This window comes from Myxococcales bacterium (assembly GCA_022563535.1).
In the GTDB taxonomy this organism is placed as follows: Bacteria; Myxococcota_A; UBA9160; order UBA9160; family UBA4427; genus DUBZ01.
Genome location: JADFNE010000015.1, coordinates 24,681 through 43,902, shown reverse-complemented (window position 1 = coordinate 43,902; position 19,222 = coordinate 24,681). Strand labels below are relative to the sequence as shown.

Genomic DNA, 19,222 nt, shown 5'->3' with positions numbered 1-19,222 from the left:
ATCCGCTGTCTTGGTGAACGAACGGGGAGATCGAATTCACATAAAAAGAGGCTATTAGAGTTCCTGGAGAACCAGTTCGACTTGCTCTCTACGACCGTCGCGTTCAATCACCAGCGTCACGCGGTCTCCCGGTTTTCTCGTGTCGAGCACGCGATAAAGATCGTCGAACGACGTGATCCGGACATCGTCGAGTGCCACGATTACGTCGACATGTATGGTTCCGCGCCGGTCAACTTGCGGTGGGCGAATCCCCGCTCGCGCCGCCGGACCGCCCGGCATGGGTTCGCGAACAATGACTCCCTCGATTCCCCACTGGGCGGCCTGATGATCTGTAAAGATCCGCACGCCGAGCCCGACCCGGCGCACCCGACCGTCCTTGATCAACTGCGGAATGATGCGTTTTACGGTGTCGACCGGAACTGCGAACCCAATGCCCGCACTCTGCCCCGAGGTACTGATGATGGAAGTGTTGACTCCGATCAGTCGGCCGGACGAATCGAGTAGCGGACCACCGGAATTGCCTGGATTGATCGACGCATCGGTCTGGATCACATCTTCGATCGTGGTGCCGGCCAGCGACTGCATTTCCCGTCCCAGCGCGCTGATGACCCCAGTGGTGAGGGTGTGATCCAGTCCAAAGGGATTGCCGATCGCGAGCACCTTTTGGCCGACCTGCAGCCGCTTGGAGCTTCCGTGATTCAGGGGCGCGGGCCGCGGGGCCGAAGCTTCGAGTTCCAGCACCGCCAGATCTTTGTGAGGATCAACCCCGATGAGCTCGGCCGAGTAGGTACTGCCATCCGCAAAACTCACCGAGAACACGTTGCTGCCCTGCACGACGTGAAAATTGGTGACGATGTGTCCGTCGCGATCCCAGATGAACCCGGATCCTGTGCCCTGGCTGACCTGCCTTGCCGAGCGATCGAATCGACCTCTCTCCCATTGGCTGCTGGTGATGAAGACCACCGAATTCGAGGTCGCGCTGAATACATCGATGGTATTGCGTTCGTTTTCGAGCAAAGCGCTCGGCCCCGGCGGTGTAGCGACCGGTGCAGCCGGTGCAGCCGTGCTGGGTCTCGGCTCGCCACAGGCTGCAAGGTCTACCAGCAGGAGCAAGAGAAACAGCAGCCGGGCACATTCCCGCGTGGGGATGGACATGAGGGTTGTCGATTGGGCGGTCAGTCTCGGCTCCGTGTGATCGGAAAGGTTTGGAACCCTCCTACAATATCACGGAACCGTTGCCGCCCCACTTTCTCGTGGTCTACCGTCCAACGGTAGCGAACGGTTCAGATAGGGCCTACAAGAGGACAAGTCGATGAAGTTCTGGCAATCCCTTGCGTATTCAGAACCCGATCAGTTGATAGGGATCGCCAGGATCTGCGACGAACTCGGTTTTGACGGCGCCTTCGTATCGGATCATATGTTCTATCCGAAAGACTTCGAGAAGAAGTACCCATACTCCGAGGACGGCGACCCCGGGTTTACCGCGGAGACCCCCTGGCCCGATAGCTGGGTCAGCATCGCCTCGATGGCGGCCGTGACGACCAAGCTGCGTTTTACGACCTTCATCTACCTTCTCGGTCTGCGAAACCCGATCGAGGTGGCGAAGTCGACTTCCACCCTCGGTTTGATGACCGACAACCGCTTTGCTCTCGGGGTCGGCGCCGGTTGGATGCGGGAAGAATTCGAAGCCATGGGAGTCGAGTTCAAGACCCGAGGCAAACGGCTCGACGAATCGATCGAGGTTCTGCACAAGTTGTGGAGCGGTGAACTGGTGGAGCATCACGGTGACCACTTCAATTTTGATCCGCTGTTGATCTGTCCCGTTCCCCAAAAGCGCGTACCCGTGTGGGTGGGGGGGATCAGTGGTATTGCCCTGCGCCGTGCCGCGCGACTTGGCGACGGCTGGCTCGGCTCTGGGCAAACCGCGGACGAAGCGGTGGAGATACTCGGCAAACTTCGGGCGTATCGCAGAGAGTACGGGCGCGAAAACGAACCCTTCGAAACGATCGTGCCGCTCGTGACACCACCCAACCCCGACGACCTGAAGCGAATCGAGGATGCGGGAGCAGACGGCACCGTCAGCTATCCCTTCACCTACACGGTCGGCCCGACTTCAACGCTGGACGAGAAGCGCGCGTATCTCGAGGGCTACGCCAACAGCGTGATGAAGATGCTGGGCTGAGAGGGCCCCGAGCTGAGAATAGAGGAAGGGAAGGCGTTAGATCGCCGCCTCGCCCGTCTCTTTGGTTCGAATCCGAATCACGTCGTCAACATCACTGATGAAGATCTTGCCATCGCCGATGCGACCGGTGTTGGCGGCTTCCGAGATTGCATCGACGACTGAATCTACCCCGTCGTCGCGCACGATGATCTCGAGCGAGAACTTGGGGAGTAGATCGACCACGTACTCTGCGCCCCGGTACAACTCCGTGTGGCCCTTCTGTCGTCCGAAGCCCTTGACCTCGGTAAGCGTCAGGCCCTGGACACCGACCTTTTGGAGTGCCTCCCGGACGTCGTCGAGTTTGAATGGCTTGATGATGGCTTGAATCAGCTTCATTTGGATTTCCTTGCAGTGGCTGTGCCCAAAATGAAATTGGCTCCTGCGCTCAGCTGTACGCCGATTCCGAGTGCTGGGTGAGATCGAGGCCCTGGCTTTCGTCTTCCTGCGAAACCCGCAAGTCGCCCATCACGAGCTTCAGCACGAAGAGGATCGCAATCGTCATCACGCTGGCGAATACGGCGGTGATACCGATACTGGTGATTTGCTTCACGATCTGCGCGCCCTGGGAAACGCCATCCACCAACGCGAAGTCGGCCAGGAACAGTCCGGTTGCCAGCGCGCCCCAGGCTCCCCCAACTCCATGCACACCAAAGACGTCCAACGAGTCGTCGTAGCCGAGCGCAGGTTTCAACAAGGTCACGGCCGCGTAACAAAGCAAACCGGCGCCAATCCCGATGCCGATTGCACCCATCGGTGTGACGAAAGCGCAGGCGGGGGTGATGGCAACCAGGCCAGCCACTGCTCCCGTCGCCGCACCCAGTACCGTTGGCTTCCCGCGGTGAACCCATTCGACGAGAATCCAGACCAGGGTTGTGGTCGCTGCTGCGGTTTGGGTGTTGATGAAGGCGAGGCCCGTGGTTCCGTCAGCCGCCAATTGACTCCCGGCGTTGAAACCGAACCAACCGACCCACAGCAGCGATGCGCCGATCACGGTCAGCGGCAGGTTGTTGGGTTGCATGACTTCCTTCCCATGACCGAGGCGCGGACCCAGATAGATGGCGGCAACGAGCGCCGAGAAACCGCTCGACATGTGCACGACGAGTCCACCGGCGAAGTCCAACGCTCCGAGGGTCGCGCCTAGATAGCCCCCGCCCCAGACCATATGGCAGAGCGGAATGTAGACGAGCAGCACCCAGATCAGGATGAATACGGTGTAGACGCTGAAGCGCATGCGTTCGGCAAAGGCGCCGAGCATGAGCGCAGGGGTGATGATTGCGAACATGCCCTGGAACATGACGAACACGTAGGTGGGAATCGTTCCATAAACGCTATCCGGCGTGATCCCGGCGAGGCCGAACATGCTGCTATCCCCGATGAATGCGTTGCCCTCTCCAAAGGCCAGGGAGTATCCGACGAGGACCCACATCACTCCGATCATTCCCGCGGAGATCAAGCACTGCATCAGGATCGACAACAGATTCTTGGTGCGGACCAGGCCTCCGTAAAAGAGTGCGAGACCGGGCAAGGTCATCAGCAGGACCAGAGCGGTGGCGGTAATCATCCAGGCGGTGTCACCGGAATCGACGGTGCCTTCTGCCGCGGCGGTCTTCGCCACCATGGTCAATGCGATTCCGACTAGCGTGGCGCGTAGGAAGTTGGATCTGGTGGGCACGGATTTTTCCTCAGTCGTTAGGGAGTCATCGTTACCGGCAATTCATTGTATAAGCAGCAGCTTCACAAGTAACGTGCAATCTGCGCGCAGGGGATCGATCTATCGAGCGATTCGTCTGTGATGAAAACTTCACAGCATGAAGTGGGTTTCCCACGATCTCCGATTCGCGGCATCTGAGGAATTCCGCAAATTTCCCCGACGATCCTATTACCCCCTGTGTTATCAGCGACTTACGAGATATGTAGTGTTTGGCACCCATATTGCACAGATTGAAGACAAAACAGCGCACTAGAACCATTTGGAAGCTGATTTGGCGGTTCCCCGGAGAGAGATCCGATCCGGGGCTGGAGATGAAGATGACGAGCCTCGTCGAAGCGTTTTTCGGGCTGCGAAAGCCCGCATTTACTGTGAACAAGAGCAGCGGCCCGGTACTGATGACGGGGCCCCTGCGAACGACTGCCAATTTTCTGTGCCGCAGACTGGATCAAGGCAGCGAAATCTTGTGTGTGAGCGGGCCTCCCGGCATCGGCAAGTCCAGTGTGGCGCGCGCGTTGTCAAAGTTGACCGGCAGTCGCTTTCGTATTGCGACCATGTCTGGGCACGCAAAGTGCTGGAACGACTTGCGCGGGGTACTGGTCCGGGAATTTGGCATTGCCGAGGGCCGTATTACCCGGGACGGACTCGCAGACGCACGTGCGAAGTTCGGCAAATTGCTCATCATCGTGGACGACGCCCAATTCCTTACGCCGGAATTCCTCGAGCGAATCTGCATTCTGCCCCAGCTGCGCACTGATGACGCTCTGCCAGTTGTACAAGTCATTTTGTTTGCGGACTTCGGCGGCGTACCCCTCGACGAAATTCGGCCTCTGCGCGCCTGGTTCGATATCGATGCTCATCAAGTCATGGAGCCGCTTCCGGCAACCGATATTCATCGCTACATCGACAAGCGCTTGCGACAGGTCGGCTGGACCAGTGAACCACTATTTTCCGAGAGCGGTGCCCAGGCTCTGCACCGGCTCAGTCTGGGCAATCCGCGTCGACTCAGCGCGGCTTGTATGGGCATTCTCGAACACGCTGCAGATCGCGGTCTAACCCTGATCGACGCCGCGTTCGTGCTCGAGTTCGTGGGAACGACCGAGGAGAGTGAAGCTGCCGAACCTCTCTCGACGTCGTCGGCCGGGGCGGTACTGCGCGATGGCCTGGGTGATGGATCGAGCGATGGATTGGCGGGCGGATTGATCCCCGAAACCCGTCCGAAGCTCCGGAAAGCCGAGCGGAGATCGGTGCAGAGAGCCGTGGGTGAGACACACCCCCTGAAGGCGGAGAACATCGCCGCAGTCCCGAGCCTCGAACTTGCGGAGTCCACGCATGGGGCAAGTGGAGCGAATCAGATATTTGCTCCGATGGAATCGATGCGCTGCGTGGCGAATCGGGCGCCCGTCCCAATGACAGAGTATGTCCCGTTCCGTCTCCATTCTCATCGCAAGGGAACAAGCCCCAAGCTTCTGGCCTTCTGCGTATTGCTGGCCACCTTTGCGCTCTACACGCTTTGAGCTTGAATTCGCGAGCTACTGACGACGTGGAAGACAGGGTCCCCGCGCTTCCCGCACCCTGGTCACTTGGCATCTTCAACGAGACGAATTGTGCTGACGGGAGTCTCTGATCCGGAGACGCGGAGGTCCGGGGCTCCGAGTCGCGCCGCGTCGGCACTGAGATCGTCCGGTTGTTCCTGGGAATCGCGCTCGGCCTGAACCCGCAGCAGATAGTGTCGAACTTCTCGACTGCACCTGTCGCGGTCCCAACCCAGAATCTTCCCCATGACCTCGGCCACCCGTTCGGCCGCCTGTGTCCCCCGATCAAAGGTTTCGATCGAGATGCGCGTGCGCCGGGTGAGAACATCGTCGAGGTGCAGGGCTCCTTCGTGGGAAGCAGCATAGGCGGCTTCGACGCAGAGATAGGTCTTGGTCCCGGGAATCGAGTCCGCAAGCTCCGGCGTTTCGGAAATCATGGCGAGCAGGTCGAAGATGCGGGTGCCGTAGCGGCTCAGCAAGTGTTCGATTTGCTGCAAGTGCAGGCCGCTTTCGCGCGCGATGGTTTCTCGGCGATTCCAGACCGCCGGATATCCCTCGTCGCTCCCCACCAGCGGAATCGACGCGGTACAACTCGCCGGAATCTTTCTCTCGAAACTGAACGCCGCGAGATCGACCGCATCTTCGGCCATCACGCGGTAAGTCGTATACTTGCCCCCAGCGACGGTGATCAGCCCCGATACCGACTGCGAGACCGCGTGGGTCCGGCTCAGCTGGCTCGTGGCATCGCTCTCTCCGTGGAGCAAGGGACGCAGGCCGGCATACACACCCTCGATGTCTTCGTGGCGCAGGGGGACGGCGAGCACCTCGTTCAGGGTGTCGAGCAGGTAGTCGATGTCACTACGACTCGCGGCCGGGTGAGCGAGGTCGAGGTTCCAGTCGCTGTCTGTCGTTCCAATGATCCAGTGGTGCTTCCACGGAATGACGAACAGCACACTCGACTTGGTGCGCAACACCAGGCCACAGTCGCCGTGGATTCGATCCCGGGGAACCACGATGTGAATGCCTTTCGATGCGCGAACCTTGATGCGACCCCTGCCCGTCATGGACTGGACCTCGTCCGTCCAGACGCCCGTGGCATTGATGAACTGTCGGGCGCGCAGTTCGATGCTTCGGCCACTCTCGAGACATTTGACCACAGCACTGGTGACTCGACTGCCGGTTTCGAGCAGATCGGTCACGCTTGCACTGCTCGCGACCGCGGCCCCGTGCCCTGCCGCGGTTCTCACCAGGGCGAGGGTGTGTCGAGCGTCGTCGACCTGGGCATCCGAGAATTCGATCGCGCCGACCAGCGCGCTGCGTTTGAGTCCGGGAAAGCGTGCGAGGGCGCCGCGCCGGGTCCAGTGTCGATGGCGTTGGAGGCTGCGGCTACCGGGCAAGGAATCGTAGAGCAGGACCCCTGCACCTATATAAGCTCGATCGATGAAACGTCTTTTGAATGGCATCAGAAAGCGAACGGGGTGTACGAGGTGAGGACAGATCGTATTGATCAACAGGCTCTGTTCGCGCAGTGCTTCGCGCACCAGACCAAATTCCAATTGTTCGAGGTAGCGGATTCCGCCGTGAATGAGTTTGCTCGATCGACTCGACGTCCCCGCCGCCCAGTCTCGTTGCTCGACCAGGGCCACCGTGAGTCCGCGGCTGGCGGCGTCGAGTGCGGTACCCGCTCCGGTCACGCCCCCGCCGATGATCGCGATGTCGAAGGTCTCGCGTTCCATTCGGTCGAGGGCACGGGCCCGGGCAATGGGCCCGAGTTGGGAGTTGATCATGGATGGTTCCACGGCGAATCTTCCCTGGAGCAACCCATCGGCCCCGTTCGGGTCAGGGAATCGGGACGGCTCTAGTTGTCGTCGGCGGCCGGAACTGCGGCCAGCGCCGAGTCGGTAGAGCGTAATGCGAATTGAGTGCGCTCGCTGTACTCGACACGGGTTCCGTCTTCGAACACGAGGGTCTGAGTGCGCTGTTCCTTGGCGAGAACCAGCCCCACACCCGGCGCGTACCACTCGGTGAGGGTGAAGTCACCGGAGGGAACTTCCATGCGGCTGCCATAGGCTTCGACAATGCCCGAAATCTGACCGGTCAAACGAATCACAAGGCAATGCTCGAAAAGACCAAGAGGAGTTTGCACGTCTTGCGCGCCGAGCACCTCTCCCTCGAGATCGGTGTGGAGACCGCCCTGGCTGCGGACGCCGACCTTCCAGCGCTGGCCGGGCTGGGCCCCCGATTCGAGTAGCGAGAGTGGCACGTCGTATTGCACGAGTGACACAATCCCCGAGGCAGGATCGGTGGTCTGCTCGGCGACCAGTTGGTAGCTCGTCCCCGTATAGCGGAGGAAGCCCACCCGTTCTTCAGTCGATGGGGCTGCACCCGCAGCCTGTCGCCCCTCGAGATTGGACTGCACGCGCACCACGTTCTTGCCGAACTCGGGTGCCAGTGCGGTGATTTCGTCAATACGGGTGCCGCGCAGCGTTTCGACGACCGGCTCACCGTCGCCATTGTCGCGAGTTCGTTCGCGGACGTAGACGTAGGTCCAGCGCTTCCCGACCTCCGTCGGCACCCAGACCGTGGGCTTTGCTTCGGGTTTGGCTGCTTCGCTTTCGGTCATGGACCCCGGTACTTCGGGGGTTGTATCCGGCACGCGATCCGCTTCTACGACCTCGACTTTGGCCTCGACCTCTGCTGCGACTTCGACCTCCGCCTCGACCACTGCTTCGGAATCTTCAGCGGAAGCCGGACTCGCGAGGGTCACATCGGCTGTGCCGGCGCCATCGCTTTCGGCTGCGGCAGAACCGGCCGGACCCGCCAAAACCAGAGTTCCCAGAACGAGAATGATGCGTAGAGACAAGGAAGAACCTCGTGTTGGGGTCGCAATGGACCCTTCGGCTAGTGCATCGGCCAATTTGCGAGGCGACTGAAGGCTCGAGCACGCAAGGGAAGGGTTGCAGTGTATTTGCAGTTCGACGCTCTTGCGTGTAGCCGAAATGGCACCGGGGTGCCCCCGGAAGGCCGCTCGTCAGATCGAGAGCGCCACGCTATTGAATTCCACTATTTGCCGAATCGCGTCCAGGGCCGAGCGCCCCAGATTCTCGAACCGCACTCCCATGCCCAGGGGCAGGGTCGGCTGGGAGAGATTGCCAGGGACATTCGTGTACAGCACGTGTGCGTCAAGCGAGAGTTCGCCATCGGGAGATAGCAGCGTTACTTCGAGATCGACCCCCGCCATCGAGGGGCGGGCAGTTTCCAGGAACGCTCCGCCTGCGGACAGGGAATAGACCGATACCTGCTTGCGTCGACCCCCGGCTTTCACGGTAGCGCTCACATCGATCGGAGCGCGGGCTTCGCTGCGCAGAAACTCTTCGTGGTTTCGAGACATCGAAGCATTGAGCTGAAAGCGCAGCGCGTGGTCTTCCACCGGAGCCCAGAGGGCGACGCTTATGCCCGCGTCCCGCAGCTTGGTGCACTCTTCGTCGTCGGGTTCTTCTCCGGTGGCGATGTAGCGCATGTCCAAAGAGTTCGAGCGGCAGCGGATCGACTCGAGGGCTTCGATCAAGTTGAACGCGAGCCCTTGGGGTTCGAACAGCCCCACGCCGTACTCGAGGTTGCGCTCGATCGCGATCTCGATCGCCTCATTCGGGGTCTTGACGCGGATACTCTCGTATCCGAGCGCCCGAATTCGATCGGTAAGTGCCCCCATATGGGCGCTGTGGGCACCGAGAACCAGGATCGACCTTTCACGCCGCATGCGCTCGCCTCCGCAGTATTCTCATTTTCGGTACACCGGTAGCCGGCCTTGAGGTCGGGCCCGGGAGCTTTTCACGGACCGAACGGGTGATAGCCTCCCCCGGTGGACAATTTTGCATCGGCAACCGGCACGGCGTTTCGCGTGACGAATCTCACCCTCGACCTGGATGAATCTGAGGAACGATTGCGCGAGCGTGCCTGCGAGGCAGCGGGAATCGAGCCCGAGCAACTGCGTTCATTTCGCATTGCGCGCAAATCCCTCGACGCGCGGAGAACTGCGGGGGGAGGTCGGCGATTTCGCTTCGTGATTCACGCAGACCTCGTGCTCGACCCCGCTCCCGCTGGTGAAATTTTTGAACGGGCATTGCGCTCGGGTCGCATCAAGCCCCTGCCGCCGCCACAAGAACTGGTCCTCCCCCGCAGTGTTCAAGCAGTGAGCCCGGGACGCGTATCGGTCGTGGGTTCGGGGCCCGCGGGTTTGTTTGCCGCCCTGGTACTGGCCGAGAGCGGTTGTCGCGTCGATCTGGTCGAGCGGGGCGGGCCGCTACTCAATCGAGGTCGAGCGCTCGCGGCCTTTCTCAATCGGCGAATTCCAGACCCGGAGAACAACCTTCTGTTCGGGGAGGGGGGCGCGGGAACCTACTCCGATGGCAAGCTCTACACTCGGGTGGATCATCCGCTCTCGCTTCCCATTCTCGAAACCCTGGTCCGCTGTGGTGCACCCCCGGAGATTGTCTACGACTCCCGGGCGCACATCGGAACTGATCGGCTGCACACGGTCTTGCCGGCTCTGCGCGAACGATTGATCGACGCCGGAGTGGAGTTTCATTGGCACACCCGGTTCGAAGGATTCGGCTTTCGCAGCGAGGAACGAGAAGGGAACGGCAGACGCCGGGTCTGCAGCCTGAAGACCAGCAGCGGTGAGATTCCGTGTGAAGCGGTCGTGCTGGCGGTGGGACACAGTGCTCGAGACACCTGGAGTCGGCTGCTCGAGCAGAACATCGAGATCGAGGCGCGGGCCACACAACTGGGGGTTCGCATCGAACACCCCCAGTCGTTGATCGATTCGGGGCGCTACGGGGAGGGACCCGAGGCCGCGGCGCTCGGCGCGTCCTACTACGGGCTCGTGTGCCGTGGAAACGCTGCGACTGCCGGGGGTTATTCCTTCTGCATGTGTCCCGGCGGGCAGATTGTCGCGAGTGTCAATACTCCGGGACTGCTCTGTACCAATGGTATGAGCAATTCGCGCCATTCCTCGCCCTGGGCAAATGCGGCGATCGTCACGGCTGTGGGCCCCGCGGAATTTGGCGACGGGGTCTTCGCCGGCGTCGATTATCAGCGCGAACTCGAAGCAAAGTTTTTTGATCACGGCGGCGGCGACTACCGCGCACCGGCTCAGCGGGCAAGCGATTTTCTGGCGGGTCGAGAGACCAGATCGCTCGGGCCGACGAGTTACAAGTTTGGCGTGGTACCCGGCCGCATCGACCAATTGCTCCCAGCAGCGCTGCGCGACTCCCTGCGCCGGGCGCTCAACGCGTTCGATCGCCAGATTCCCGGTTTTGCCGGCGACGAGGGAATCATGGTCGGTGTGGAAACCCGCTGCTCTGCCCCTCTGCGGATTCCGCGCGATCCGGACACCTTTCGCGCCCGGGGCGTCGCGAACCTCTATCCTGTTGGAGAGGGTGCGGGCTACGCGGGCGGAATTCTCAGTGCGGCGATCGACGGCGCACGAGCCGCCCAGGCGCTGCTGCAAACCCCCGCCTGAAATCGGACTGCGCGATCTGTACGAAAGGCAGGTAGTGAACATGCAGAGAGACATCTTCAGCGACGAACACGAAATGCTTCGGGAGCAGTTCCGCCGTTTTGTCGCAAACGAGATCGAACCGAAGATCAAAGGCTGGAACCGCGCGGGGATCAGCGACCGCGAGAGTTGGAAACGTTGCGGTGCTGAGGGTTACCTCGGCGCCAATGCTCCGGAAGAGTTCGGAGGTTCGGGCGGCGACTTCTTGTTCAACGCGATCATCATGGAAGAGATGGCCTACGCCCGGGCGCACGGCTTGATGCTGATGCTCCACACCGATATCTGCATGCCGTATCTCACGACCTTTGGCAGCCAGGAGCAGAAGGAGAAATTTCTCACCGGGGCAATCGCGGGCGACATCATTCTCGCCATTGCGATGACCGAGCCGGGGGCCGGATCCGACCTCGCCAACATCCAGACCCGGGCCATCCTCGATGGCGATCACTACGTGGTCAACGGTGCCAAGACCTTCATCTCCAATGGCCAACTCGCAGATCTGGTGATTGTCGTGGTCAAGACCGAGCCGGACGCGGATCCACCGCACCGGGGAATCAGCCTGCTGCTGGTCGAGTCATCGACGCCTGGCTTCGAGCGCGGACGCAACCTGGAGAAGCTCGGCCTGAAGGGGCAGGACACCAGCGAACTCTTCTTCAAAGACTGCCGAGTACCAGTAGAAAACCTGCTCGGACAGCCGGGACAAGGCTTCAAGATGTTGATGGAGAAGCTGCAACAAGAGCGGCTCTGCATTGCGGTCGGCGCCGTCGCTTCGTGCCGGCGCAGTTTTGACGACACCCTGGCGTATGTGAAGGAGCGTCGGGCCTTTGGACAACCCATTGGATCGTTCCAGAACACCCAGTTCAAGATGGCCGAGATGGCGGCCGAGATCGAAATGGGCCAGGCCTTTGTCGACAAGCTGCTGGTCGCCCACGTGCGCGGAGATGATCTCGTGTCGGAAGTCAGCATGGCCAAGTACTGGCTGACGGATCTGCAGAAGAAGGTATCGAGTGAGTGCCTGCAGTTTTTCGGAGGCTATGGATTCATGGAGGAGTATCCGATCGCCGGCGACTATCGCGATGCTGCCGTGCAGTCGATCTACGCGGGCAGCAACGAGATCATGAAGGTGATCATTGCCAAGCGCTTGGGCCTGGGTTGAGCGGCACGCTTCAGCGGTGTGCAAAAGGGCATCAAATACGTGCAATCTGCCCCTGGGTTGTTCCAAAAATGAAGAAAATGACAAAAAACAGGTAAATTTCGAGGGCAATTCCCTTCGATTTTTCGAGTATCCGTCGATACACTTATTGCTCAATCGTGCCGGTCGGAGAACACTCTGATTGGCCATCCTCAAGGCCTGAACAACACCTCACATCGAATCTCTTTGGAGTCCCCCCCCTCCATGCTCACAGAAGATCAGCTGAACTCGATTGCTCGCTGGGCGCGCTCCGGTGCCGAAGCGGGTCAAGAATCTCTGCGCGAAATTCACACGGCCGATTCGGGTCTCGAAGTTCGCAGCATCCATTGCACGACGTTGGCCGAGTTGCCGGACCGGGTTGCGTGCTTCGACGGCGAATGTGTCGCGGGGGTGATGGGTCGCTTCGATGGCGGCTTTTGTGGTACGGCGCTGCTCGCAATGGATCCCGAGGATGCGCTCACCTGGGTGCGTTCGAATCCGGGACATGAAGATTTGCTCGCGTCCTTCGTGCGCTTGAGCAAGGTCGTGCAGTCCAACCTGGTACGTGAAATTGGGGCTGGACTGGGTCAAGAAGTGAAGCCCGGGTCCGCAGAACTCTGTGAGAACTCGGTCCCGTTGATTCTCTTCGGCACCCACGCTCCCTCGGATACCGCAGTCGTCACCGTCAGCATTCTGGTTGCAGCGGGGGACGACGTTCTTCCAATGCAGATCTACCTGATGATCGAATCGAAGCTTCTCTGCACCGCTCTCGCAGCCTGAAACAGGCGGGCTGCGGGGGGCTCTCCAGCGAGCTTGTCAGTTCACCGGATGCCGCGTAAACAGCATGAAGGTGACGTTGTCCAAGCAGTCGCTGCCTTCGACTTCCTCTGCATTATCCACGTCCATGAACTGCTCGTAATCCGGGTGGAAGTAGACGACGTTGATGTCGAGCATCCTGGCCATCGCCACCAGCGTGGGCTGGGACCACACCGTCCAGTCGTGATACTCGAAAAGCGTGCGCCTGCGGCGAGCGTTCGAGGCCTCGAGACGAAATGACATCAAGTTGGTGAACGGGTTGGGTGCACCTCTGTGTTCGTCGATCAGATCGACCTCGAAGCCCGCGTCTTCCATTTCGGGCCGGGTCATTTCGTCGACCTCATCCATGTCTGAGGGCAGGGCCACCTGTGGTGTTTCGAGCATGAAGTAGTCGACGTAGCGAGTGGCGATGTCGAGTATCCGGTACAGCTGCTTGGCGCTGAACAGGTGATGGCTCTGCTTGCCGATGTAGCTCAGCGAACGGTTTGCCGTGAAGCTCTTGGCGTGCTGCCAGATCTCCTCGTTGAGGACGTCCGCGATCACGTATTGCCGTTCGGTCCCCTCGAGCCAGGGCATTGCTTCGACGTGCTGTTTTGCCTCTTCGTCGAGATCGATCATGAGGTAGCGAAAGTCCGGGTAGCGAAAGTGGCCCTGGTAACAGAATTCGGCCGTGCCCGACATCGGTTCGATGATCGTATCGACCCCCCGACAGAGATTCGAGGTGATAAAGTCTTCGACACCGTAGTCGTGGGTGCCCAGAACTGCCGAATAGACCCGATAGGGGTCGAGTGCATCGATGCCGCCCTTGAGGTAGGGCGTGATGTAGTCGTAGTTCTCGACGAAGGGCGAGTCGTAGCACTTCTTCCAGCTGAGTTCGGAGAAGTCGTGAAAGCCGTGTTGGGCCACCGTGGTCCAGTACTTTCTCCGATCCTTGCGCTTGCTGATTTCTACGTTGTTGGCCCGGAAACCCCGCAGCACGCAGCGATGCAGACGGCTCAGAATTTCTTCGAGTTCGTCGCTGCGGAGCCGGTCCAGGCGACAATCGGCTTGCAGGTGGATCCAGTCCGGTTTGGCGTCCTTGCCGGATTCGATCGCCGCGAGTCGTGCGCGCAGGCTGTTCATCGTGCGCGCGACCCGGGTCACGACGTTGTCTTCCCTTGCTTTCCCCGATTCATCGACTGCACCCAAAATGGCGCCTGCGCTGTTCTCGGCTCCCATGTACACCTTCCCCCCTACGATCGCAGCATATCTCCGGATACTGCAGACATAGCGGAGCCCCGGGCTGCAGCAGCTAGAATCTATCGCAATCTCGCCCACTTATGCCCGCGCCATTGCGTGATTCGTGATTCTTTCAATCACAATTGCAACTCAAAAGCCGTTCTGACGCCGCTTGGGCTTCGATCGCGATCCGCTGAAATGCCCAATAGAGATTGAAGGGTTGCACCCATTTTGCCGATAGGGAATTGCGAGGATTGCCTCGCGCAAACCCTGTAGTGCGAGCCCGATTTCATGCTGACGGGCTCCGCAGTTCGATCGGTTTACCGGCCCAGCACCGTTGGTGGTAGGGGGAGAGAGCTTTGGAGAATCAGCGGCTACCGTCCGGCGGCGAATTTTGGTCCCGCTTCATCACGATCGTGAGCGCTTGTGGAATCATCTCAGCGCTATTCGTGGCAATCTACCTGGTCTTGCTGTTGCGCATGCCGGCAGAGCAAATGAAGAGTCTCGGGTTGATCGTGGCGATGGTTTTTGTGCCCTCGGTGCCGATTGCCGCGTGGATTTATCGGCGAACCGTCGCACCCATCATGTTCTGGCTGGACAAAGAAAGCAGGGACGTCGCGACCCTCGATGTACAACGCGACGCTTTCCAGACGGTCGTCAATCTGCCGGGTCGGATCTTGTCCCTCGGATTCTTTTCTCTCGTCACTCCCGCGGTTCTTTCGGTGCTCAGTATTCTCGCGTTCGTCGACGATTTCGAGCTCTATTACGCGCTGCTGATGCTCGCGGCGATCCTGTCCTGCGCGGGCCTCTCGTCGATCATCGAAGGTTTCGTGCTCAAGCGCTGGCTTGGACCGCTGCGGGCCGCGTTGACGCTTGCGGTTGAAGATCCCCGCGAACGCTCGGAGTTAACCCGTCCAGTATCGCTGGTGACCAAGCTTCAGGTGCTGATCTCGGCATGCACCCTGGTTCCCGTCATTCTGGTCGCCCTGGTGAGCCACACCCGTTCGACAATTCCCCTGGAAGAATTTGTTCATTCACTGCAGCGACAAGTCCTGGCGAGCGCCATCATTGTGCATCGCGAATTCGGCGACGAGGGACTTGGCGGGTTGGATGAGCATGAGGTTGCCCGCGCCATCAGCGCTTCGATCCTGCTCATCGATCGTGAGACGGGTTCGACGCTGTTCGGAAATTCGAATCGGCTGACCGATAAACAGCGCAGACTCATTCGTGAATCGGATCAGTCGAGGGGCGCCGGAAACCAGCTCCGGGCAGAGAATCTGTTTGTCTGGCAAGAGAGTTTCGAGCCACGGCACGTCATCGTGGTCGCGAGTCCGCGCGCGCAACTGGTGGGAGATGAGCATGATCTCGGGGCGGTGTTCGCGGTTCTGCTGATGGCGTGTCTGGGCCTGGCTGTCGGGGTCGGCTGGCTCGTTGCACAGGATCTAGGGGGTGCCACCCAGCAACTCAGGCGCGCGGCCGATCGCATGGCTTCGGGTGATCTGCGGCGCATGGACGTTCTCGAGTCCGAGGATGAACTCGGAACACTCGCCCGGGCCTTCGACACCATGGCGAACTCGCTGCGGATGTCAGTCGGCGAGGTCGCGGAGACGGCGGATGGTGTCGACGAGGCGACCGGCACAATCTCGGAGATCTCGGAGGAACTCCGAGAAGTTGCGACGGGACAGGGACGAGATGTCAAACTCGTAGTTGCAGCCATGGAGGCCATCGAATCCCGTGTGTCTGGAATTGCGACCGCGTCCGACGGGCTGCGTCTTCTGGTGGAAGCGTCCACGCATTCGATTCTCGAATTGGGCGCGTCGGGAGATGAACTCAACGCGACCGCGGGTTCTCTGTCGGCTCGCATCGAGGATGTCTCCACAAGCGCAGAGCAGATTGTTGGCAGCGTGCGCAAAGTGAGACTGGAAACCGCCACCTTGGAACAGGCGGCTGACGACACATCATCGAGCATGGAGCAGATGGCCAGCGCCATGCGACACGTAGATACGACCGCCGCCACAACTGCCGATCTCTCGGAGCAGGTGGTGGCGGCTAGCGAAATGGGCCTCGAGAAGGTGCGGGACACGATCGCGGGCATCGAGTCGATTCGCACTGCCACCGAAACTGCCCAGGGTGTGATCCTCAGCCTCGGCTCCAGGGCGCAGGAAATTGGCGGGATTCTCGACGTGATCGACAGTGTGGCGGACGAGACAAATTTGCTGGCCTTGAATGCGGCCATCATCGCGTCTCAGGCGGGGGAGCACGGCCGCGCATTCTCCGTTGTTGCCGACCAGATCAAGGAAGTCGCAGACCGCGTGCTCACCAGCACCAAGGAGATCAGCGGGTTGATCAACTCGGTGCAGGAGGAGAGCAAGAGTGCGATCAACGCCATGGAAGACGGCAGCCGCAGTGTGGCCGAAGGCGTAGCGCGCTCGAATGAAGCAGGAGAATCCCTCGAAGAGATCACCCGCCTCAGTCGGGATAGCGGTCTGCGAATCCGTGAAATTGTCGAGTCGGTCAGAGAGCAGACCAAGGCGGCCGGGCATGTGGTCGGTTTGATGGAACGGGTGCGCAGCGGTGTTCAGGCGATCGGTCATGCCGCGAGTGAACAGGAACAGGGCCATGAACTGGTCTTCGAGGCAACCCAGTCGATGCGCGAAGTCTCCCAGCAACTGCATCTCACGACGACCGAACAGGCCAGCGATCTGGCTCGGATTCGGGTGAGCGTAAGCGGGGTGCAGGACCAGATGGAATCGATCAACGAGTCGCTCAAGGAGCAGTCGAAATCGTGCAATCAGGTCGTGGGATTCCTGGAGGAAGTGTCGAGCCGCAGCGTTGCGAATGAACGCGCTGCCGGTTTGCTGAGCAAAGCGACCGAAAAACTCACCGAACAGGCGCTCCGATTGCGCGACGGAATGGGTCGATTCCAACGATAACACCCCGGAGCTAGCTTGGAGAATGGTCCAGGGATTCTCTAGATCCCACGAAGGGCTATGCTTGGCTTTCGTCGAATCCGGGATCGATGTCTGAATCCGTTGGGAGCCTGAGCCAGGATGTGCGGAATTGCGGGATATGCGGGTCTACACCGGCCAGAGCTACTCGGCCCGATGACCGACGCGATGATTCACCGAGGACCAGACGATTCTGGCACATGGTGCGATGCCGAGGGTGAGATAGGTCTGGGGCACCGGCGTCTATCGATCATCGATCTGACAGCTGCGGGGCGGCAGCCCATGTCCAACGCCCAGGGTACGATCTGGATTACTTACAACGGCGAACTCTACAACTACCCCGAACATCGCGAGCGGTTGCTGTCGAAGGGGTATGAGTTTCGCAACCAGACCGATACAGAAGTCGTCATCGCTCTGTACGAAACCATGGGGCTCGATTTTCTCAATGAGCTCAACGGCATCTTCGCCTTTGCGTTATGGGACAGCACGAAGCGACGTCTGCTTCTGGTTCGGGACCACGCGGGGGTCAAACCTCTCTACTACAGGCAGGATGGTCGCAAGCTTTACTTCGCCTCCGAGATCAAAGCACTGCTCAAGGTGCCGGGTGCTCCCCGTGAACTCCATACCCCGAGTATTCCCGACTATCTGACTTTCTTATGGGTGCCGGGCGAAAACACGCTGCTCGCTGGAGTCAAGAAGCTCGAGCCGGGCCATTACGCGATCTGGCAGGACGGACGCTTCGAAACGCGACGCTGGTTCGAGATCGAGTATGAACCGGACGAAAGTCTGAGTGAATCGGAGTGGACCGAGGCGGTACACGAAACCTTCATGCGGACGACCAAGCGCCAAATGGTGTCAGACGTCCCTCTCGGCGCGTTTCTTTCGGATGGGCTCGATTCGTCGAGCATTGTGGCGTGCATGCGCAATGTATTTCCCGATCGAGAGATCAACGCCTACACGGTTCGCTTCGAACGGGGCGCCATGGCCAAGGAGCAGGGTGTAGACGACTACCCCTATGCGCGTCGGGTCGCCAAGGAGCTGGGTGTGCGGCTCAAGAGCGTCATGTTGCGTCCGGATGTCATCACCTTGTTACCCAAGTTGGTGTACCACCTGGACGAACCGGATGCAGATCCGGCGGTGTTTCCTTCCTACCTGATCGCGAAGCTCGCTCGTGAGGACGGTACGACCGTGTTGCTGTCCGGTACCGGCGGAGACGAAGTTTTCTTTGGCTATCGGAGCCACCAGGCCTACCGACTCTATGAACGCTTTGCCTGGATGTCACGGTTCCCCATGTCTTCGATGATCTCGGCCGGTGTTCGGTTGAGCGGCGCTTTGTTGGGCGCGCAGAACCGCTATGCCCGGCGCATTGCGAAGTTTCGCCGAGGTCTGATGCGGCGGGGGCTCGAGCGCCACCTCGAAGTTTCGGACTGGTCGAGCCATGCGGTTCGCGAGGGGCTCTTCGATGATGCGATCTACTATTCCATGCATTCCTGGGACAGCTCGGACTGCATGCGTCGGTACTACGACGATTTTCGTGGCTCGGGCGAATTGAATTTGCATTCGCACCTCTTGATTCAAACCTTCCTCGCGGCACACAACTTTCTTTACACCGACAAGTCGAGCATGGCAGTAGGGCTCGAGACGCGGGTTCCATTCATGGATGTCGAGTTGATGCGATTGAGCGCGCGAATCCCCGAGCGCTACAAGCTGAAGGGCAACGTGACCAAGAGCGTGCTCAAGAACGCCATGGGGCGATACTTGCCTCGGGAGTTGATTCACCGCAAGAAGGCTGGCTTTGGCGCGCCACTCCGCACCTGGATTCAGGACGATCTGAACGAAGTCATTCAGTTTTACCTGGGCCCCGCACAGGTCAAGAGCCGTGGCATCTTCAAGTCGGACCAGGTGCAGCGCATTCTCAAAGAGAACGCGACCGGATCCAGGGACCATGCGTATCTCATCTACGCGTTGATCAATCTCGAGCTCTGGATGCAGTCGTTCTTGGATGAGCCGGGCGTCGAAATTACGCTCTGAGCGGTTCCAAAGCCGTG

The 19,222-nt window shown here is 60.0% G+C and carries 14 protein-coding genes; 7 read left to right on the top strand and 7 right to left on the bottom strand.

Going from position 1 to position 19,222, the window contains the following annotated elements:
* Positions 1 to 54 precede the first annotated feature (54 nt).
* The gene (locus IH881_06925) at positions 55 to 1,155 is read right to left on the bottom strand and encodes a trypsin-like peptidase domain-containing protein (protein MCH7867414.1); all 1,101 of its coding nucleotides are present in this window, start codon (positions 1,153 to 1,155) and stop codon (positions 55 to 57) included.
* A gap of 157 nt (positions 1,156 to 1,312) precedes the next feature.
* On the opposite strand from IH881_06925, the gene IH881_06920 reads away from it, so the two are divergent.
* Positions 1,313 to 2,182 (top strand): LLM class F420-dependent oxidoreductase, encoded by an 870-nt coding sequence (locus IH881_06920; protein MCH7867413.1) that lies wholly within the window; start codon positions 1,313 to 1,315, stop codon positions 2,180 to 2,182.
* A 36-nt stretch (positions 2,183 to 2,218) separates the two neighbouring features.
* Here the strand turns inward: IH881_06920 and IH881_06915 are convergent, their stop codons facing one another.
* Together IH881_06915 and IH881_06910 are read right to left on the bottom strand one after the other, a co-directional pair.
* Positions 2,219 to 2,557: a P-II family nitrogen regulator gene (locus IH881_06915; protein ID MCH7867412.1), complete on the bottom strand. Its 339-nt coding sequence runs from the start codon at positions 2,555 to 2,557 to the stop codon at positions 2,219 to 2,221.
* 49 nt (positions 2,558 to 2,606) lie between these two features.
* Positions 2,607 to 3,839, bottom strand: a complete 1,233-nt coding sequence (locus tag IH881_06910) for an ammonium transporter (protein ID MCH7867411.1) — start codon at positions 3,837 to 3,839, stop codon at positions 2,607 to 2,609.
* A gap of 410 nt (positions 3,840 to 4,249) precedes the next feature.
* Between IH881_06910 and IH881_06905 the strand changes: the two genes are divergently transcribed.
* Entirely contained in the window at positions 4,250 to 5,446 is a 1,197-nt protein-coding gene (locus IH881_06905) for an AAA family ATPase (protein MCH7867410.1), read from the top strand.
* 62 nt (positions 5,447 to 5,508) lie between these two features.
* Here IH881_06905 and IH881_06900 read toward each other — a convergent pair whose 3' ends face one another.
* The 3 genes from IH881_06900 to IH881_06890 all read right to left on the bottom strand — a co-directional run bounded on the left by IH881_06900 (position 5,509) and on the right by IH881_06890 (position 9,224).
* On the bottom strand, positions 5,509 to 7,251 hold the full coding sequence (locus tag IH881_06900; protein ID MCH7867409.1) for a glycerol-3-phosphate dehydrogenase/oxidase: 1,743 nt from the start codon (positions 7,249 to 7,251) through the stop codon (positions 5,509 to 5,511).
* 71 nt (positions 7,252 to 7,322) lie between these two features.
* On the bottom strand, positions 7,323 to 8,327 hold the full coding sequence (locus tag IH881_06895) for a hypothetical protein (GenBank protein MCH7867408.1): 1,005 nt from the start codon (positions 8,325 to 8,327) through the stop codon (positions 7,323 to 7,325).
* Between the two features lie 168 nt (positions 8,328 to 8,495).
* Positions 8,496 to 9,224, bottom strand: a complete 729-nt coding sequence (locus IH881_06890) for a PilZ domain-containing protein (protein MCH7867407.1) — start codon at positions 9,222 to 9,224, stop codon at positions 8,496 to 8,498.
* Positions 9,225 to 9,326: 102 nt separating this feature from the next.
* Here IH881_06890 and IH881_06885 point away from each other — a divergent pair, with 102 nt between their 5' ends.
* From IH881_06885 to IH881_06875, 3 genes are all read left to right on the top strand, one after another.
* Positions 9,327 to 10,988, top strand: coding sequence for an FAD-dependent monooxygenase (locus IH881_06885; GenBank protein ID MCH7867406.1), 1,662 nt, complete (start codon positions 9,327 to 9,329; stop codon positions 10,986 to 10,988).
* 40 nt (positions 10,989 to 11,028) lie between these two features.
* Positions 11,029 to 12,177: an acyl-CoA dehydrogenase family protein gene (locus tag IH881_06880; GenBank protein ID MCH7867405.1), complete on the top strand. Its 1,149-nt coding sequence runs from the start codon at positions 11,029 to 11,031 to the stop codon at positions 12,175 to 12,177.
* Positions 12,178 to 12,417: 240 nt separating this feature from the next.
* Positions 12,418 to 12,972, top strand: coding sequence for a hypothetical protein (locus IH881_06875; GenBank protein ID MCH7867404.1), 555 nt, complete (start codon positions 12,418 to 12,420; stop codon positions 12,970 to 12,972).
* A gap of 36 nt (positions 12,973 to 13,008) precedes the next feature.
* On the opposite strand, the gene IH881_06870 is transcribed toward IH881_06875, so the two are convergent.
* Entirely contained in the window at positions 13,009 to 14,226 is a 1,218-nt protein-coding gene (locus IH881_06870) for a hypothetical protein (GenBank protein MCH7867403.1), read from the bottom strand.
* Between the two features lie 359 nt (positions 14,227 to 14,585).
* Between IH881_06870 and IH881_06865 the strand changes: the two genes are divergently transcribed.
* Entirely contained in the window at positions 14,586 to 17,159 is a 2,574-nt protein-coding gene (locus IH881_06865; protein MCH7867402.1) for a HAMP domain-containing protein, read from the top strand.
* Positions 17,160 to 17,276: 117 nt separating this feature from the next.
* Positions 17,277 to 19,205: an asparagine synthase (glutamine-hydrolyzing) gene (asnB, locus tag IH881_06860; protein ID MCH7867401.1), complete on the top strand. Its 1,929-nt coding sequence runs from the start codon at positions 17,277 to 17,279 to the stop codon at positions 19,203 to 19,205.
* Positions 19,206 to 19,222: the final 17 nt, after the last annotated feature.